Origin of the sequence: Rhodococcus sp. IEGM 1379 (genome assembly GCF_030056815.1) — a bacterium.
In the GTDB taxonomy this organism is placed as follows: domain Bacteria; phylum Actinomycetota; class Actinomycetes; order Mycobacteriales; family Mycobacteriaceae; genus Rhodococcus_F.
Window position 1 is genome coordinate 100,990 of the sequence record NZ_JASHKR010000002.1, and the last position, 17,729, is coordinate 118,718.

The 17,729-nt window shown below is 60.8% G+C and carries 16 protein-coding genes; 6 read left to right on the forward strand and 10 right to left on the reverse strand.

The features are described 5' to 3' along the window. Positions 1-11: 11 nt before the first annotated feature. Both benA and QM600_RS01760 read right to left on the reverse strand, forming a co-directional pair. The gene (gene benA / locus QM600_RS01755) at positions 12-1,430 is read right to left on the reverse strand and encodes a benzoate 1,2-dioxygenase large subunit (protein ID WP_283259756.1); all 1,419 of its coding nucleotides are present in this window, start codon (positions 1,428-1,430) and stop codon (positions 12-14) included. 181 nt (positions 1,431-1,611) lie between these two features. Beyond that, positions 1,612-2,382: an IclR family transcriptional regulator gene (locus QM600_RS01760; protein ID WP_283259908.1), complete on the reverse strand. Its 771-nt coding sequence runs from the start codon at positions 2,380-2,382 to the stop codon at positions 1,612-1,614. 199 nt (positions 2,383-2,581) lie between these two features. On the opposite strand from QM600_RS01760, the gene catA reads away from it, so the two are divergent. The 5 genes from catA to QM600_RS01785 are packed head-to-tail and all read left to right on the forward strand — an operon-like array spanning position 2,582 to position 5,341. Next, positions 2,582-3,421, forward strand: coding sequence for a catechol 1,2-dioxygenase (catA, locus tag QM600_RS01765; RefSeq protein WP_283259757.1), 840 nt, complete (start codon positions 2,582-2,584; stop codon positions 3,419-3,421). Between the two features lie 31 nt (positions 3,422-3,452). Beyond that, the gene (locus QM600_RS01770; RefSeq protein ID WP_283259758.1) at positions 3,453-4,574 is read left to right on the forward strand and encodes a muconate/chloromuconate family cycloisomerase; all 1,122 of its coding nucleotides are present in this window, start codon (positions 3,453-3,455) and stop codon (positions 4,572-4,574) included. Positions 4,575-4,585: 11 nt separating this feature from the next. Further along, entirely contained in the window at positions 4,586-4,867 is a 282-nt protein-coding gene (catC, locus tag QM600_RS01775) for a muconolactone Delta-isomerase (RefSeq protein ID WP_283259759.1), read from the forward strand. A gap of 6 nt (positions 4,868-4,873) precedes the next feature. Beyond that, entirely contained in the window at positions 4,874-5,017 is a 144-nt protein-coding gene (locus QM600_RS01780) for a hypothetical protein (protein WP_283259760.1), read from the forward strand. Positions 5,018-5,071: 54 nt separating this feature from the next. Beyond that, positions 5,072-5,341, forward strand: coding sequence for a cupin domain-containing protein (locus QM600_RS01785; RefSeq protein ID WP_283259761.1), 270 nt, complete (start codon positions 5,072-5,074; stop codon positions 5,339-5,341). Between the two features lie 32 nt (positions 5,342-5,373). Here the strand turns inward: QM600_RS01785 and QM600_RS01790 are convergent, their stop codons facing one another. From QM600_RS01790 to QM600_RS01815, 6 genes are all read right to left on the reverse strand, one after another. Next, positions 5,374-6,231 (reverse strand): hypothetical protein, encoded by an 858-nt coding sequence (locus QM600_RS01790; protein WP_283259762.1) that lies wholly within the window; start codon positions 6,229-6,231, stop codon positions 5,374-5,376. A gap of 114 nt (positions 6,232-6,345) precedes the next feature. Continuing rightward, positions 6,346-7,461, reverse strand: a complete 1,116-nt coding sequence (locus QM600_RS01795) for an NDMA-dependent alcohol dehydrogenase (protein ID WP_283259763.1) — start codon at positions 7,459-7,461, stop codon at positions 6,346-6,348. Between the two features lie 119 nt (positions 7,462-7,580). Further along, entirely contained in the window at positions 7,581-9,236 is a 1,656-nt protein-coding gene (locus QM600_RS01800) for a GMC oxidoreductase (protein ID WP_283259764.1), read from the reverse strand. Positions 9,237-9,264: 28 nt separating this feature from the next. After that, the gene (locus QM600_RS01805; protein ID WP_283259765.1) at positions 9,265-10,977 is read right to left on the reverse strand and encodes a PucR family transcriptional regulator; all 1,713 of its coding nucleotides are present in this window, start codon (positions 10,975-10,977) and stop codon (positions 9,265-9,267) included. Positions 10,978-11,055: 78 nt separating this feature from the next. Beyond that, on the reverse strand, positions 11,056-12,465 hold the full coding sequence (locus tag QM600_RS01810; protein WP_283259766.1) for an ABC1 kinase family protein: 1,410 nt from the start codon (positions 12,463-12,465) through the stop codon (positions 11,056-11,058). 63 nt (positions 12,466-12,528) lie between these two features. Beyond that, positions 12,529-13,398, reverse strand: coding sequence for a LysR family transcriptional regulator (locus QM600_RS01815; RefSeq protein ID WP_283259767.1), 870 nt, complete (start codon positions 13,396-13,398; stop codon positions 12,529-12,531). A gap of 78 nt (positions 13,399-13,476) precedes the next feature. Here QM600_RS01815 and QM600_RS01820 point away from each other — a divergent pair, with 78 nt between their 5' ends. Next, complete coding sequence (locus QM600_RS01820; protein WP_283259768.1) at positions 13,477-14,493, forward strand: bile acid:sodium symporter family protein; 1,017 nt, start codon at positions 13,477-13,479, stop codon at positions 14,491-14,493. Between the two features lie 423 nt (positions 14,494-14,916). Here QM600_RS01820 and QM600_RS01825 read toward each other — a convergent pair whose 3' ends face one another. Further along, a complete protein-coding gene (locus QM600_RS01825) occupies positions 14,917-16,146 on the reverse strand; it encodes an MFS transporter (protein ID WP_283259769.1) in 1,230 nt (409 codons plus the stop codon). Between the two features lie 79 nt (positions 16,147-16,225). Further along, positions 16,226-17,674: a GMC oxidoreductase gene (locus QM600_RS01830; protein ID WP_283259770.1), complete on the reverse strand. Its 1,449-nt coding sequence runs from the start codon at positions 17,672-17,674 to the stop codon at positions 16,226-16,228. Positions 17,675-17,729: the final 55 nt, after the last annotated feature.

A 17,729-nucleotide genomic window follows, 5' to 3' on the forward strand; every position in this document is an offset into this window, starting at 1 on the left:
GATGGAGTTCCTCAGTTCGTCCGGGTGGAATCGGCGCGCGGAGCACCGGCTTCTTCGGCATCAACTGCCGCGAGCATGGCGTCACGCCAGTAGCCGTGCTGGATCGGATACAAGCCCTCGTCCTCGGTCTTGGCTCCGCTGGAAAGGACGCGGTCCATGCCGAGATCTTTTGCGACCTCGTTGGGGCCGACGACCTGGTGCGCCACACCACGGCTCAAATCGTTCCACGGTGCACCGGAAGCCTGGTAGGTCTTCTGGCAGGAGCGAAACTCCTCGAGGTCGTCCGGAGTAGCCATGCCGGACGCGTTGAAGAAGTCCTCGTACTGACGGATGCGATTGCTGCGGGCCTCGGCGCTTTCGCCCTTGGGCGCTATGCAGTAGATCGTGACTTCTGTCTGGTCTACCGAGATCGGGCGGAAGTGCCGGATCTGGCTGCTGAACTGATCCATGAGGTACACGTTCGGGTAGAGGCAGAGGTTGCGTGACGCACCGACCATGAATTCGGCCTTCTTGGATCCGAACTCGGCCTCGAGCTCTGCTTTGCGCTCGTACAGCGGACGGTCCTCGGGGTTTCCCCACCACATCCACAGAAGCAGGTGACCGTAGTCGTAGGAGAAGTAGCCGCCGCCCTGCTTGCCCCAGGTCCCGGCATCCATGGCTTTGGTTTCGTTGGCTGATTCGCCGGCTGTGCGACGGGCGGTGGTTGCCGCGTAGTTCCAGTGTGTGGACGAGACGTGATAGCCGTCGGCCCCATTCTCCGTCTGCAGTTTCCAGTTTCCGTCGTAGGTGTACGTGGAGGCCCCGCGTAGTACCTCGAGGCCGTCAGGTGACTGGTCCACGATCATGTCGATGACCTTGGTGGTGTCGCCGAGGTGCTCTTCGAGGGGCAAAACATCTGCGTTGAGACTGCCGAAGAGGAAGCCGCGGTAGCTTTCGAACCGTGCCACCTTGGTCAGGTCGTGCGAGCCGTCCTTGTTGAACTGCTCTGGATAACCGCCGGTGCGTGCATCTTTGGCTTTGAGCAGCTTGCCGGAGTTGTTGAACGTCCAGCCGTGGAATGGGCAGGTGAGAGTGGTGCGGTTGTCGGTCTTACGGCGGCAGAGCATCGCGCCGCGGTGGCTGCACGCGTTGATCAGCGCGCCCAACTCACCTTCCTTGTTGCGGGTGATCATAATGGGCTGGCGGCCCATGTAGGTGGTGAAATAGTCACCGACATTAGGGATCTGGCTTTCGTGCGCGAGGTAGATCCAGTTTCCCTCGAAAATGTGGGTCATCTCGAGTTCGAACAGTTGCTCGTCGGTGAACACGCTGCGTCTCACCTGGTAGCGGCCGGTCTCCGGGTCCTCGATGAGAGCGTCGTCGAGGAAGGCGCGGATACTCGTGTATTCGCTCGTGCTGGTGCTGTGGGCGGCGTCCAAAATATCCGTCATGGGTAACCTCCAGATCGAGTGGGCGACCAGTTGACAACCGAGGGCTGTCGAAATTGGCACTGGGCCCGCTTTCCGGACGGGGCTGCGTCCGGTACTGAATTAACCTTGACATTGTGTGGTCCGGGTCACACTAGGCAAATGCCCAGTCCTGACCAAGGGTGTTGTGTTCGACTGATTTTGTTCAGCTGCGATATCCCATATCGGCGCTGAGTTGGTTCGCTTTTTCGACCAGAAACGGCGCTACTTCGGTGCGGAAGGCTTCCGGGGTGGTCCGCCCCGCCGACGACGAGCATGCCGCCACGCCGATGACGCTTCCACTGGCATCGCGAATCGGCGCGGCGAGTGAGATCAGTCCGTCTTCGAGTTCCTCGGACGTGAGGGCGTATCCCTGCTCGCGCACTACTCGGAGGGCTTTGTGGAATGCGCCTTCGTCGGTGATCGTCGTGGGGGTCAGGGCGTTGAACGTGGAGTTGGCGATGACATTGTCGACGATTTCGGTTGGTGCCCAAGCGAGTAGGGCGCGGCCCATCGAGGTGGCATATGCGGGCACTCTGGTTCCGACGTTCACGTTGATGCTCATGATGCGGCGGACCGGTACGCGGGCTGCGTAGACGACGTCCACGCCGTCGAGGACGCCGAGGGAGGCGGATTCGTGGGTGTGTTCCGCGATCTCCATCAGGCGCGGTAGCGCCGCTTCGGTGAGGGTATGCGATGCGGAGTAGTGCTGGCCGATGCTCAGAACCCGTGGGGTGAGGGACCAGCGACTGTTGTTTCCGGTGACGTATCCGAGCTTCTGGAGTGTGAGGAGAATGCGTCTCACCGCCGGCCTCGACAGCCTGGTTTCGGTTGCCAGGTCGGCTAGTGAGGGGTTAGGGCGGTTCTCGTCGAAGGCCATGAGAACTGCGAAGCCGCGCTCGATGCTCTGGATGTAGTCGCGATCATTCTCGGGCACGGTATGGCCTTTCATCTGCGGTTTTTGCGACGTCAGACGCTCGATGGTTGACAAAGTTCTGTGACTGGGCGCACAGTACCTACGTACGCACAGCGTAACACGTGTACGCAGAGCGTACATCTAAACTTCGGGAGCCGACTCAGCCCAGCGATACGGCGCCCGCCCGGTAACAGAGTTTCACCATCCCGAGGAGGACCACATGACCACTTCCGAGAGCCCCACCGCAGCTGGTTCGGGCACCGCCGCCACCGACAAGTTCCTGCAGGAACGCGTCACCGCGGACACTTCGCCCGAGCGCGTCTCGGCGATCGCCAAGGATGTCCTCGAGGCGCTCGCCGGAGTCATCGACAAGCACGGCGTCACGTACCCCGAATATCGGGTTCTCAAGCAGTGGCTGATCGACATCGGCCAGTACGGCGAGTGGCCGCTGTGGCTGGACGTGTTCGTTGAGCACAACGTCGAGGAGGTCGCCTACCGCGGCCAACACGGCACTAAGGGCAGCATCGAGGGCCCGTACTACGTAGCCGATGCCCAGACGCTGCCGGCCAAGTGCACACTTCCCATGCGCGAGGACGAGGTTGGATCGAAGCTGGTATTCGAGGGGCAGGTTCGTGGCCTCGAGGGCGGGGGGCTCGAGGGTGCGACAGTCGAACTCTGGCATGCCGACGACGAAGGTTACTACTCTCACTTCGCCCCGCACATTCCAGACGGAAACCTGCGCGGAACCGTCGAGGTCGACTCTGACGGTCGTTTCGAAATCACCACGATTCAGCCCGCGCCCTACCAGATTCCGACCGACGGACCCACCGGCTGGTTCATCGAAAAGGCCGGCTGGCACCCGTGGCGTCCGGCGCACCTTCACCTCATGGTGAAAGCCCCCGGCAAGCGCACCGTCACCACGCAGTTGTACTTCTCCGGTGGCGAGTGGATCGAAAACGACGTGGCCACAGCCACCAAGCCCGAACTGATTCTGGATCCGAAGCCCGGCGTCGACGGAATCAATCGGGTGACCTACGACTTCGTGCTCGATCCGGCCTGATTTCACTACTGCAGCAAGAGAAAGCGATTTGATGACTGACCTGTCGATCGTCTCCCTCGAGACCTCCATCCTCGACGTCCCGCTGGTTCGCCCCCACAAGTTCGCCACCACTTCGATGACGGTGCAGCCGCTCCTGCTGGTCGCGATTCGTACGTCCGACGGTGTAGTCGGATACGGCGAAGGGGTTGTCCCCGGCGGTCCATGGTGGGGCGGTGAGTCGGTGGAGACGATGCAGGTCATCATCGAGAAATATATTGCGCCAATGATTATCGGCCGGCGAGTCGATCAGATTACCTCGATCATGCTCGATATCGAGAAGATCGTCGCCAACGCACGATTCGCGAAGGCAGCCGTCGACGTGGCGTTGCACGACGCTTGGGCTCGCAGCCTGGGCGTGCCTGTGCACACGCTGCTCGGTGGCGCCTTCCGTGAGAGCGTCGACGTCACTTGGGCTCTGGGCGCTGCTCCGGCGGCTGAGATTATCGAAGAAGCCCACGAAAAGCTGGAATCTCGTATGAATTTCAGCTTCAAACTCAAGATGGGCGCTCTCGATCCCGCAGTAGACACGGCGCGCATCATCGAAATTGCGCAGGCGCTCGACGGTCACGCCGGGGTACGAGTCGACATCAACGCGCGTTGGGATCGTTTCACCGCTCTGCGATACCTGCCACAGCTGGCCGAAGGTGGCGTCGAGTTGATCGAACAGCCCACTCCTGCCGATCAAATCGAGGTCCTTGCCGAACTGAGCAGGTTGCTACCGATTCCGATCATGGCCGATGAAAGCGTGCAGACGCCGCACGACGCGCTCGAGATCGCCCGGCGTTCGGCCGCCGATGTCATCGCACTCAAGACCACCAAATGCGGTGGGCTGCAGCGCAGTCGCGAGATCGTCGCGATCGCAAAGGCTGCGGGTATCGCGTGCCACGGCGCAACCTCCATCGAGGGTCCGATCGGCACGGCGGCCTCGTTGCACTTCGCGTGCGCCGAGCCTGGAATCAACTTCGGAACAGAGCTTTTCGGACCCTTGCTCTTCAGCGAAGAGTTGCTGCAGGAACCGCTCGAGTACTCCGAAGGACAGTTGCATCTCCCGTCGGGCCCCGGCCTGGGTGTGGAACTGAACATGGACGCAGTCAAGACCTGGACCAGGAAGTAGAGGAAAAGAACATGGCATTCTTTCACGTACGGATGGACGTCGATATTCCGCGCGATCTGGATCCGACTGTGCGAGCCGAAACAGTCGCTACAGAGAAGGCGTACTCACAAGACCTGCAACGGCAAGGCAAGTGGGTGCACCTGTGGCGAATTGTGGGTCAGTTCAGCAACATCAGCATCTTCGATGTCGAGTCGGCAGACGAATTGCACGAGATTCTCTGGAATCTGCCGCTCTTCCCGTACATGACCATCGAGGTCATGCCGTTGACGCAGCACGGATCGTCGATCAAGTAGCCGGCGATGTCCCCAGATGTGCAGGAATCGGTGGAGTTGTGGCACTCCGAGATGTCGGAGCGCTTTGCCGGACTCTGCCCGGAAGGCTCCACTGATTCAGCACCGGTCGGTACCGTACGCGGAGTACGTCTGGGAGATATAGGCGCCTAAGATATTTCGGGTTGCCACAGGTTCTTCGTAGGAGCCCGCGAGCTGCACGGCGCCATGGCAGCGACCTGCTCCGCGAACTTCGCCGAACCGTTTGCGCATCTCGAAGGCGGGCGGTGTCAGTGCCCGCGCTACGGCTACGTACTCAAGGGGCAGATCTACACCGACTCCGAATCGGGGCGGCAGATCTACAACGCCGGTGCTGTCTTCTACTGGGCGCCTGGTCATGTCCCCGGAGCAATCGAAGATTCGGAGTATGTGGACTTTACCCCGAAGGCCGAATTTCTGGAGTTGATCGAAGGTGTGCGCCGCGCGATGCAGCGCTGACTCGATCATCGACGTTCAGAGGGAACAACAAGTCAGGACATGACGCGGGAAAGGCGTCGAGCGCTCTCCTCCAGGAAGGCCAGGGCAGTTGCCGTGTTGTGTTCGACTTCGTCGGTTGCGCGCTGAAGGTCTTCGCCGGCAAGAGAATCTGTGATCTCGGGAATGAACTGAGCGCGCTCCCAGCGGCGGTCGTGCTGGGCCAACCACTCTCGCTTCTCGATGATGATCTCGCAGGCGAGGACGTTCTCGCGATAGCGGAGCAATCCCTGTAGCCGTTGGGTGATCGCTTCCAATCTGCGCTGGTGCAATTGAGTGTGGTGACGGAATACTTCCATCACGTCGCTATCTTTTTCCAAGGTCGGCGGTGGTTTCGGTCCCAGTTCCTCTTTGGCGCGCAGGAGACCGCGAGCACTGACCGCTATGTCGGTGACCTGGCGAAAGAGGTCGACGTGCGTGTGGTGGTGTGCGAAGTGGGGATCCGTCCAGGCCGGGGAGTTTTCGATGTCGGCGGCGACTACCGCGGCGGAATAGGCCAACTTGCCTTCGGTTGAATCGTGCATGGAGCGAAGTGCTTTCATGTCTTCATCGGACAGGCGAGGTGACGTGCGGCGCGCGAGTGTGGCTGCAGCCTCGGACTCCTGCGCCAGGCGCGTCGCCTTCTCGGCCTTGCGTATCGCCCAGATGGTCATACGACTGCGATCCGGTTCGGCCGACGCTACTTCTGGCGTACGTTTCCAGGCATCCACCGCGCAGGCGGCATACCGTGTGGCGGAGGGGGTACGGAGGTTGATCTGCCTGACGTGCAGTTCAACCCAGCCGGGCATCGCGATCTGCTTGAACAAGGCGTCAGGCCGGAGTGGCCGCACGTCTCCGTAACCGTTCGCAGTCATCGTTTGCCCTCCTGAACCGGGGCCGTGGACACGGTCCGGTGTCCATTGTCTCGGTTGCCACCGACAGAAGTTGCGGAGGGCGCTGTCCGCACCCTCCGCAACTTCTCGGGAGCGTCAGAAGTTGATGACTCCGCGCAGGTTACGGCCGGCATGCATGTCCGCGAAACCGTCGTTGATGGTGTCCAGTGTGTAGCGGTTGGTGATCAATCCGTCGAGGTTGAGCTTTCCGCTGGTGTACAGATCGATCATCCACGGAATGTCGGCGGTGGGGTTGGATGCTCCGAAGAGAGATCCTTGAATTCGCTTCTGGTAGAGAGTGAGCTCCAACAGGCTCACCGGTATTCCGATGTCGGTCATCTTGCCGAGTCCGGTGACGACGCACGTCCCGGCTTTGCGGATCGACGAGAATGCCTGTGCCACATGTTCGCCGGTGGTGACGCCGACAGTCACGATGGCAGAGTCCGCGCCTTGGCCGTTGGTGAAGGAGCGGGCGATCTCGGTTGCTTCCTCCATCGTCGAGACCGCGTGTGTTGCGCCGAATTTCAGGGCGCTCTCACGCTTGAACTCGACAGGATCGACGGCGATGATGTGGGAGGCGCCGGCATGAGCGGCTCCCTGCACGGCATTGATCCCGATACCGCCGACACCCATGACGATCACGGTCTGGCCGGGGTAGACCTCGGCGGAGTTGACCGCTGCGCCCCAGCCGGTACCGACGCCGCAGCCGAGGAGGCACAGTGTTTCCAAGGGGAGGTGCTTGTCGACCTTGACGGCAGAAAGAGTGCTGACAGTGGTGTATTCGCTGAAAGTAGACAGGCCGCACGTCTGTGAAACAGGCTCACCGTCCAAGGACATGCGGAAGCTTTCGACCTCGCCGGGACGGCCACCCGTCATGATGGCTGCGCCGTTGTCACAGAGGTTCTGGATTCCGCTTGCGCACCAGCGGCATCGGCCGCATGCGGCGAGGAACGAGAAGATGACATGGTCACCTTCGGCCCAGCCCTGGGTGTGCGGGCCGACCTCGACGACGATGCCCGCGCCCTCGTGTCCACCGCAGATGGGGTAGCGGCCGACACCATGATCACCACTGGCGATGTGGTCGTCCGAATGGCACAGGCCGGAGGCGACCATCTTGACGGTGAGTTCGTTTGTGCGGGGTGAATCGAGTTCGAGGTCGACGACCTCGTACTTGCCGGGCGCTTGACGGATTACGGCTCCACGAGTGCGCAAGAGGGCTCCTGAGGTGAGTGGTATTGATTCGGGTACGAGTTTTGTGTACCCGTGAATGTCCACTTACTTGGCGAGTTGTCTCGTTGATCGGACAGGTTGGAAGGAAAGAGAGTTCGGGTTCAGGCGCGGGATTCGACGAAGTGATCGAGGCACCGCTCCGCGACAGCGGTAATGGTCAGTGCCGGGTTGACCAGAGCCGACGACCCCGGCAGGAGAGATCCGTCGACGACAAACAGATTCTTGTAGCCGTGGACCTGGCCCTCGTAGCTGGCGGCCTCGCCCATCACCATGCCGCCGAGACCGTGCCAGGTGCAACCGGAGCCGAAGTCCGCGAGCCGCGTGTAGATCGGGACACCGGTTGCCGAGGAGCCGAACCGGGTCTCGGTGCGCTCGTGGAAACGGCCCGCGAAGTTGCGACCGCGTGCGTCGACGTCGCTGTCGGCCTCACCGTGCGGATAGTTCAACTCGGCCCGGCCCAATGCGGGGTTGTAGTCGATCGAGCCGCGCTCGTCGGAGATGACCTGGATCAGGTTTGCCATCATCGATCCGCCGGCGATGTCCGGGAACGGTGAGGCCTCCCAGGACATCGAGATCGGGCCGTAGGGGTTGTCGTCGTCGTACATCAAGGCGACACCGGGACCGCCCTGTTTGGCACCGCAGTCCCGGCGCAGCAAGCCGCGCGCGATCAGGAAATCGCCGTTGTTGCCGAAGCCCTTGCCGACCTGATCGTTCAGCCGTGGCAGCGACCCCTTCGCTTTGGCAGTCGCGAGCAAGGCGGAGGTATGGAACGAGCCGGCCGCCATGAATACGTAGTCGACGACGAGAGTTTTTGTCTCGAGTACCGCGCCGGTTTCGTCGATCCGCTTGACCGAAACCTCGAACCCGTCCTGCCCGGAGATCTCGCGAATCTCCATGACCTCGTGCAGCGGCAGGATCGTCACGTTGCCGGTGGCCTCGGCAGATGGAAGATAGTTGTGGTCGACGCTGTTCTTGGCGCCGGAGTTGGTGCCGTAGGGGCCCTCGCCGACGGAATAGGAAGCGGGCTTGCGGCCGGCAAGCTCCTCGCGAACAACGTCCCAGTCGACGCAGAAGTCGTGCAGGACAGGCTCTCCGCCGAAATCCTTGATGTAGTCGAGCCAAGCTCGTGCGCCCTTGTAGGAAGGATCCGCGAGGAGGTCGTCCGGTAGCGGCGAGGTGCCGAGCATCTTCTTGGCGCGCGGGTAGTAGGTCCGGTCGAGTTCGTCGTAATCGATCTGACTGGGGAATACCTGCGTGAAATCCTTGCGCCTGGGCTGCGGGGTGAATGCCCCGAAGGCCAAGGAGCCGCCGCCAACTCCGACCCCGTAGACGGCGTCGATGCCGTTGCCCGTGATCCGATCGATGAGGCCGGGATACCGGGGGATGGTCTGCAGCCGGGTCAACTGGTTGATGGGCGGGTGGTCGCTGAACCAAGCGGATCGACCGTCGGGCTCGTTGACTGTGCAGAAAGTGTTGCCATCAGCTTGGATCGGCCACCGTCGGCCACGTTCGAGGACCGTGGTCTGCACGCCCGCCTGTCCGAGACGCAATGCCGCGACGGCGCCGCCGAAGCCACTGCCGACCACCACCGCGGTCTTGCCGGTCAGTTGGGTGGGGGAGGCCCCTGCCTTCGCGGACAGCGGTCCGAGAGAAGACAGTGGTCCCAGAGTGGAACCGGCAGCGACTGCGCCGAGGCCGATTGCGGCACTGCGTAGCACGGATCGGCGGTTCGGGCGCTGAGATGCGGTGCGGGTCATCTGAGGAAACATACGCGACAATCAGATTTCAGGCATCGGAACTCAGGCGCTCGGGCTCAGCCGGTCCACGGGCGAGGAGTGCCAATTGCAGCTCTGTCAGAAGTCGAGTATCCGATTCGTCGAGCGAGATGCCCATGATTTGCTCGGCGCGACGGACCCGGTATCTCAATGTATTGGTGTGAATATTCAGCAGTACCGCAGCCTTTTTCACGTCCCCGAATGCAGAGAGATAGGTCGCGAGTGTGAACTGCATGTCGGAAGAGTTCTTGTCGTCGTAGGAAAGTAGTCGATCAATCCTCGGATCACGAAGGCGGTCGTGGCTGCCCACCAAATCCAGGATCTCGCCGAGCAGGACCGCCGTGCGAGACGCCGCCAGTGTTGTTACCCGAGAAGGCTTGTCCCCGGGAACGTCCAGTACGCGGTCGACTTCTCTTCGGGCTTCGGGGACTCCGTACAAGCGGGGAATCATCACAGCGACCGCAGCACGCGCGACAACCCGTGAACGAATTTCCAAGTGCTGGATGGTATCAGCGGCCCATTCGCCGACAAGTGCGTCTTCCTCCGCATGTGGGAAGAGCACATACACCCGGTCGACGATATGTGTGGTGACGGCGTCGCGTCGAAAAGCGCTGGCGTGCAGGCGCAGTGAATTCGTCAGCCGCTGCAGATCGGCTGGTTCCTGTTTGCCGGTCGAAAAACCTACAAGCGCTGCGGGGCCTTCGATGGACAATGACAGTGAGTCAGCTAGGGATGTGACGTCGATTCCGCCGCCCATGGCGCCGAACAAGCGCTGGACCTGTGTGCTCTCGCGACTGGACGCATCGAGCGTTCTGATCAGGATGCGTGACGCTACTGCCGCCGCGCCCCGCAGTACCTCGTCGGAATCGTCGGCGAGTGGCTTATCTGTGCTCTGTACCCAGATCGTTCCGAGATGTTGTTGATGTGCACCCGAAGTGGTGTCGGTTCTTTGATCCGGACGCCGAATACTTACTGCTAATCGGTGTGCGGCACCGATTTTCGGTTCGGCCGGTACATCTACGACGGCGTCCGAGCGTCGTAGATGTTCGAATGTGCCTCGCTCATCCAGTCGTTGGGTATACGCACTCGGCCATTCGCGACCGAGGATCGATCGTTGTCGCAGGTCGTCCTCACCTTCATGGCCTGCGGAATACGCAAGGATGTGGAGGGCGTTGTCGTCGATCGTCACCAAACCGCCGGTCAGTTCTGCGACGGTTTCGGAGAGGGCGAACAGGTCGGAATCGCCGGTAGACGCGGAACTCTCGGCGGAGCGCGAGCGATACGTGCTCTGTGTGAGCAACTTCTGTATCAGTGAATAGATATGTCCGGAGCTGGCTTTCGGATGAACCGCAGCCAGGGCGATTCTTGATTTCCTTGCCGCATCCCGGAGTGCAACTTCTGTGCGTGCATTCTTGACCAACATCAGCTTCGGGCGATGTTGGTGTCTTTCGAATACCTGCAACCAGGCGATCAGTACATCAACGGAAATTCCGACCGGCAGATAGACGTCGGCAATTGCCCCGGTGGTTTCCGAATCCTCGATATCGCCGATCTCGAGGAGCGTCATCGAGCGAATCTCGACCTCGAGACCGTCCGGGCTGTCGAGTAACTCGATCATGGAACTGTCGAGAGAGCTCACAAGCGTACCGAGGGTTGTGGCACCAGTACCGATTCGTTTGCCGGCGGGTTCGTGCTCTGTCATCGTGACGGGTGCTGGATGCACTGGAAGCTCCTTGCGCGAGTGTTGCTTCAGATTAGCGCCCGCGCCGGGAATGTCGTGGATGGTCGAGTGCAACAGCGATCAATCAGGGATCGTGATACCTAATTGCTGCGCTTTGGCGGCAATGTCTTCGGGGAAGACATTCTTGAAGAGATAGAGGTCCTGGCCGATCACCCAGCCGGGAGCGAGGGCCGTCGCGTACCGCTCGAAGTACCCGAGTTGCTTGCCGAAAAGGACCAACTCCTCAGGACTCGCAACACCCCACTGCTTGCCCAGGTTGACGAGCGCCATGATGAGTTCGCTCAGCTTGAGTTCACCCAGATCACGTCCCAGAATCGGTGCCAGCGCGGTGACAACCTGCAAGCCGAGCTGGTCGTCGTCCACCTCGTAGTCCGTGGCATATCCCAAGGCGCGAATACCTCGTGCGACGCGGGCGAAATCACCGTCGATCAACGTTGCACGGAACATGTCCGAGAGGATTGTGCGCCACGTTTCCGGGAGAACGCCGACTATGCCGAAATCGAGCATCGCAATGCGGCCATCGTCGAGCACCCATAGGTTCCCAGCGTGGACGTCGCCGTGAAAAGGACCGTGAACAATGACGGATTCGAGCCACACTTTCACGCCGCGCCGAATGAGCATGCGGGCTTCGTCGACGCCGTCCGGACCGGCGACAAATCGATCCAGAGGCACTCCGCGCATACGCTCCATGCAGATGACTCGGGGACCGCAGTAATCCCAGTACACCTCCGGCGTCGTAACGCCCTTGTTGTCGCCGAATGCTCCGATGTTGTTTCGGAAGGTTGTTTGGCGATCAGCTTCGACGGCACTGTTGAGCTCAGTCATCGTTGCCGTATGTAGATCGCGAATAATGGCAGTAGCATTGGCAATTCGAAGAAACTCGACAAACTTTTCCAAAATAGTCGCACCCCAGTACGCGGCCCGAAGATCGATCAACATGCGCGCGTAAATGTCTGGCCGCTGAATCTTGATGACGGCTTCGCGTCCGTCGTGCAGCACACACGCATGTACTTGAGCGACAGACGCTGCCGCGAGTGGTTGGTCGTCGAATTCCGCAAAGAGTTCGGCGATCGAGTAACCGAGGTCTGATTCGACGATGTCACGTGCCTGGTCAGCGGGAAACGGCGGAACGTCGTCAAGACAACGCAAACACGCATTGGCCAGCGGGGCGGGAAAGATTCCCGACGACGACGCAACGAGTTGCCCGATTTTGACGAACGTCGGACCCAGGGTGATGAAGCCGTCCACCAGTCCGTCAGCAGCGGCATCGGCAATGGCGCGTCCACGTCTGCGGAACGGCCAGACGATCAAAGCCAAGATGATGGACGTCGACAGGACCACAGCAATAATTGCCGATCGCCACAACTGAGGGCGGCCGAAGCGCTCCAAGTCCGGCATACGCACGTCGAGGGCACCGGCGGGCAGGCCTGACGAGTAAGGCCCGACAGGACGTTGCGTTGGATCCGGCACAGTTCTCCCTCGTTCAGCGAGCGGCTACAGCGTTTCGAGTTTAGTAAGGATGCCAAGTCACACTTACTGGCGGGTAATTCGACGCTGAAAGCTGTGTGTGTTCTCCACGATGGCACGTGTCAGGGCGCGCTCAGGTGCTGACTGTGAACGGCCAGAGGTCGTGACGAGGACAAATTCGATCGAACCGGGAGATGGCAATCCCTGCACCTGAGCCAGGTCGTGTGGAAGCAACTGTTCGCTGTGCACAATGAAGCCCAGGCCGGCAAGAGTCGCTGCTCTCAACGCCAATTGTCCCTTCGTTGTGCATGCGATCCGAAACTCGATGCCGGCGTTGCGGAGGGCCGAAAGAGCTGCGTCGCGGGTCAGGCTAGGCGGATGGTAGGTCACGATGGGAACGGGCTGTCCAGTCGGGACAACGGCGCCCGGTGCGCCGGCCCACACCAGTCGGTCTTCGAAGACGAGTTGTCCGTGTTTGTCGCCGTGCTTTCGCTTGACGAAAGCCAAATCAATTTTGCCGGAGCGTAATTGGTTGTGTATCTCTTCGCTCAATCCGATTGTCAGTTCCATGTTCACGCCAGGGTGGTCACGACGAAACTTGAAGAGGATCTTGGGTAGTTCATCCGTGACGAGGTCCTCGGACACCCCGAATCGAACTTGCCCCGACAGTTCTTCACCGCCGAAATACTGCATCGCTCTGGACTGTGCATCAAGGATTTCACGAGCGAAGGCGAGCATGGCGGCACCGTCGGTCGTGAGTTCGACGCGGTGGGTGTCCCGGATGAGGAGCTCTCGACCTACCCGTGCCTCCAGCTTCGCTATATGGCCACTGACAGTCGGTTGACGGATTCCGAGATGTTTTGCTGCTGTGGTGAAGCTGCCAGTGCGTTCGACGGCAATGAAGCTACGCAGAAGAACCGGATCCAACATCCTCACTCCTTATCGCGAATCGTGATAACTAATATAGGCGGAATTGCAAAATGTGATGACTGGGCTGCTTGTAGCTTCATTGAAGTGAAGATTCTCAGCAGATTCCACGTGGACGGCTTCATCGTTGCCATCCTCGCCACAGTCGCACTGGCCAGCCTCTTTCCGGCATCGGGCACCGCTGCATCGGTGTTTTCCTGGTTGACCAAAATTGCAATCGGCCTGCTGTTTCTGATCTACGGTGCACGGCTCTCACCTGCAGAGGCCTGGCAAGGTGTCCGCCATTGGCGCTTGCACTCGACGATTCTCGCAGTCACGTTCATCATTTTTCCGCTGTTCGGTCTGGGCATGCGCATCCTGGTGCCGTCGGTGCTCTCGAACGACCTCTATACCGGGCTACTGTTCCTTTGTCTGGTTCCCTCCACGGTCCAGTCTTCGATTGCTTTCACGTCGATGGCACGCGGAAATGTTGCGGGTGCGGTCGTCAGTGCGTCGTTCTCCAACATTCTGGGCGTGTTGGTGACACCCCTGCTTGTGATTCTCCTGATGGATACGACCGACGATGCTCCAATCGATGCATCGTCGATAGGAGTCGTCGTTCTGCAATTGTTCCTACCCTTCATGGCAGGCCAGCTAATTCGGCCGTGGGTGGGTGAATGGCTCACTCGTCATGCAAAGCCCACGAAGCTGGTCGATCGCGGTTCGATCCTCCTGGTCGTCTACGTTGCGTTCAGCGAGGGGATGAACGAAAATATCTGGGGCGCAATCGAACCATGGCAAATCGCCGCACTCTTTGCTGTCTGTGCTGTTCTACTGGCGGCGGTCCTGGCGGTCACGACGCTGGCAGGCCGACTTCTGCATTTCGAAATCGAGGACCGGATCGTTGTTCTGTTCTGTGGGTCGAAGAAGAGTCTGGCTTCGGGACTTCCGATGGCGTCAGTGCTTTTCAGCGGCGAAAAAGTCGGATTAATCGTCTTGCCGCTCATGATCTTTCATCAGATCCAACTGATTGTGTGTGCTTTTCTTGCGCAGCGGTACGCGCGGCGAGTGTCACCCGAGATTCTCGCGGCCGGTTCGCTCGATCCTGAATTCGAGGCTCGTTGATTCGAATCTCCTCTGGCATCTCACGGGTGCGGCGGAAGGCCACGCCTGTGATCACTACCAGTTCGAGTAATCCGAATGCGATCGGATACGGCATAGACGAAGCTGCACCTCCTGGTGTATTCACGGGTGTGTGGACAGTTGACGGTGAGTGCGAGCCGTGACTTGCGCCGAGGAGCAGGTGTATCGACAGCATCGAGGCAGTCATCACAGCGGATGCTGCCAGCATGTCGTTGGTCGGCGATCGCCAGAGATGCCCACTGCACACAGCGCAACTTGCAGCCATGACGGCTATTGCTACTGACGCCGAGTTGGGGTTGTTGAGACTGGCAACATGACTGATAGCGGATAAAATGCCGAGTGCTGCAGCGAATCTGGTGAATCGGGTGAAGCTGAGATCTTTGCCGGCGCGTTCAGAGGTGGGCATCACTGCGCGATTACCCGCGCAGTCTGTCGGGGTCCGGCGGGCTTGCGCAACGATTCTTGTGATGGAGGTCGATTTGTTCCGGTAGCCAGTACTGCACCGATAAGTTGTGCGCCCAGCGCAGCCCACAGAGCCGCGCTCACGCCATACCGTGCAGCTAGTAATCCGCCGATCAGGACCCCTCCCGCAACCCCCGCTTCGACACTCGCAGTAAAGATTCCAAGCCCGACGGCTCGACGTGTTCGGTCGAGATTTGTCGTGGCGAGCATGATGAGTGCTGGATAGAGTGGGGAGAATCCGCATCCGAGTATCACGGCTGCTGCAGCCGCCGCCGCGAAGTTATCGGCGAATATCGTCACAGCGAAACCAATTGCTACGGTGAGCATTCCCGCCGCGCACACCAGGTCTGTGCGAACTCGGTCGACGACCCGTCCGAGAGCGAGTCTCGACACGACAACGCTGGCGGCAAAGACGGTGAAAATCATGGCAGCGCTTCGAAACCCGGTAGATCCAAGCCCTTGGTTTTCCAGATGGAGAAGGAGGAAGGTCAGCAGAATCCCTTCGCCAGCCCACGCTAGCGCGGCTACTGCAGCGGGACGGCGAACAAGGATTGCGGTGTTGATCCAGCCAGCGCTCCCCTTGGGGGGCCGGGTCGGTGTCGGCGTGCGTGGGGTGCAGCAGACGCAAATCAATGCCAGCGCTGTCAGTGCGCCGGCCCCGATCCAGACCGAATCAAATCCCCAAGTGTGTAAAAGTATTTGACCGATCTGTGGGCCGCCGGCCAGTCCGAGCCACACGCTGACCCCGAAGATGCCTACAGCTCGCCCACGCTGATCGAGACGTGTCGAGTCCACAACCCATGCGGTGAGTGCGATGTTACAGGCGGCCAAGCCTAGTCCGAGGAAGATGCGTCCAGTGCCGACGGTGAGAATGTCGCCCGACCATAGGAAGCTGACGACTCCGAATGTTGCGATAAGGCTGCCGCACAATGCAAGTGGTCGTCGACCTCGTCGGTCGGCAATATAGCCGAGCGCAGGGTGGCTGATCATCGCGATCAGCGATGCCACGGCGATAACGGCTCCGACCACTGCTGCGCTGCGACCCAATTCGTGTTCGAAGAACTGTGGAAGAGCGGGAGTTGCCGCGCCAGAAGCTAGGCAGCACAGGGTTGATGCCGCGAAGAGTAGCCAAAACCGTCGGCCGACAGTGCCGTCGGGAGTTACCTTTATCACTACGCCTCCGTAGAACGTTGCAGGACGCAAGAGGGGCCCGGACTCATGGCAGACATCCGAGTGCCCAGTTTCCGCAGGGTCATCGGAGATCCTCCGTCAACCGTTCTGCTGACCGCCATGCGAGCGCTTCGATGGTCTGGACCGGTCCGCGGCCGCCAGTTCCCGGGAACGTCGACGACCCCACCACGACGAGTCCCGGTACGTCGTGACAGCGTCCATAACCGTCTACCACCGAAGCGTTCGGGTCGAGTCCCATACGGGTGCCGCCGTACAGGTGGGTGCCCAAAGGTTGGGGTACCAGTGGTGTTACCCAGGTGGTGTGCGCCCCGGCCGCACGCAACCACTCCTGCATCCGGTCACCCAGGAACGCTGCCCTGCTGTGATCGTCCTCCGCTAGGTCGAGTGTGAGTCGTGGAACCGGACGGCCGAGTGCGTCTACATACGTGGGGTCCAGATCGATCCGATTCTCGGCCCGGGGAAGCTGATCAGGCTGAGCCCATACCGTTCCGATCGAATGCTGTTGTTCCCGGATCCAACCCGTTGCTCTGTCGGGGACGGACAGTTCGTCGGGAAGTGTCGCAGCCACTGCGGCGCGCCAACCGTCGGTACGCGGGCCTGTCATCGCCGCCTGCAGTATCGAGCCGCCGAGGAAGCCGAGGCCGGTGTGATCGAATTCGTCGCCCTCGAACGAGGTAACCGCCGTGGCCGTCGCGGGGCCGGCAGCGTCGCGGCCCAGATCCGTTCCGGGGAACCAGCCGTTCGCGACGAAACAATTGTGTGCCATGAAGTATCGCCCCACTTGACCCCGTGCGGTGATCCCGGAAAGGAGTAGGAGTCGTGCATTCGACACCACCGACGCTGCCAGCACGACAGCCGGCGCGGACAACTGGCAGACCTCGCCGTCGCGAACGTACCGAACACCAGACACCGCCCCGGACGAGTCGGTCTCGATACCCAGTACTGCGGCATCGGCCAGTAGGTCGACATGACCGACGGCGCGGGCCCGGTCGAGCAAGCTACTGCAGTCCGTCGACGCCGCAGCCGGAGCCGTGAACGAATTCCACCCCAATTTGTCTGCCGTGGTTGCCATTCGGCGTGTCCAGGTGGCGGTGGGCCGCACGCCGACATTCATTGCTCGCTCCACTCGCTGGTGGTACTCGTCCAACTCGCCAGCCGGGAACGGCCAGTCCGCGAGGTCCGCGTCCGCGGGTAAGGCTGACGCTCCATACCGAGTGAGAGTCGAGGAACGTGCCCGCAGGTTCCACGGATCGAGTCGGTAACTCTGCGGCGCGGCCAACAACTTCGAACCGCCGACCGCATCGGCGCCCTGTTGGGGATACGGAGCAGGAACGGCCCGCTGCCACGCGCGGCGGCGAATCGTCGAGGAGGGGGACGCTACGGGGCACCGGTCGCTGTTGGCAGTCGCAGTCTGGATCGCCGTCACCGAGTAACCGGCTGTCGCCAATACGGACGTCGCGACAATCCCGGCCGGGCCGAGGCCGACCACGACGACGTCGGTCACGGGCACATTTCGATTGTTGCGAGGCCGACCCGGGTCTCTTCCTCAGCAGTCTGCATCTGAA

Bases quoted from the DNA above. Each gene is read 5' to 3' on its own strand.
- benA (WP_283259756.1), bottom strand. From the start codon at position 1,430: ATGACGGATATTTTGGACGCCGCCCACAGCACCAGCACGAGCGAATAC.
- catA (WP_283259757.1), top strand. From the start codon at position 2,582: ATGACCACTTCCGAGAGCCCCACCGCAGCTGGTTCGGGCACCGCCGCC.
- QM600_RS01770 (WP_283259758.1), top strand. From the start codon at position 3,453: ATGACTGACCTGTCGATCGTCTCCCTCGAGACCTCCATCCTCGACGTC.
- catC (WP_283259759.1), top strand. From the start codon at position 4,586: ATGGCATTCTTTCACGTACGGATGGACGTCGATATTCCGCGCGATCTG.
- QM600_RS01780 (WP_283259760.1), top strand. From the start codon at position 4,874: ATGTCCCCAGATGTGCAGGAATCGGTGGAGTTGTGGCACTCCGAGATG.
- QM600_RS01785 (WP_283259761.1), top strand. From the start codon at position 5,072: ATGGCAGCGACCTGCTCCGCGAACTTCGCCGAACCGTTTGCGCATCTC.
- QM600_RS01790 (WP_283259762.1), bottom strand. From the start codon at position 6,231: ATGACTGCGAACGGTTACGGAGACGTGCGGCCACTCCGGCCTGACGCC.
- QM600_RS01800 (WP_283259764.1), bottom strand. From the start codon at position 9,236: ATGACCCGCACCGCATCTCAGCGCCCGAACCGCCGATCCGTGCTACGC.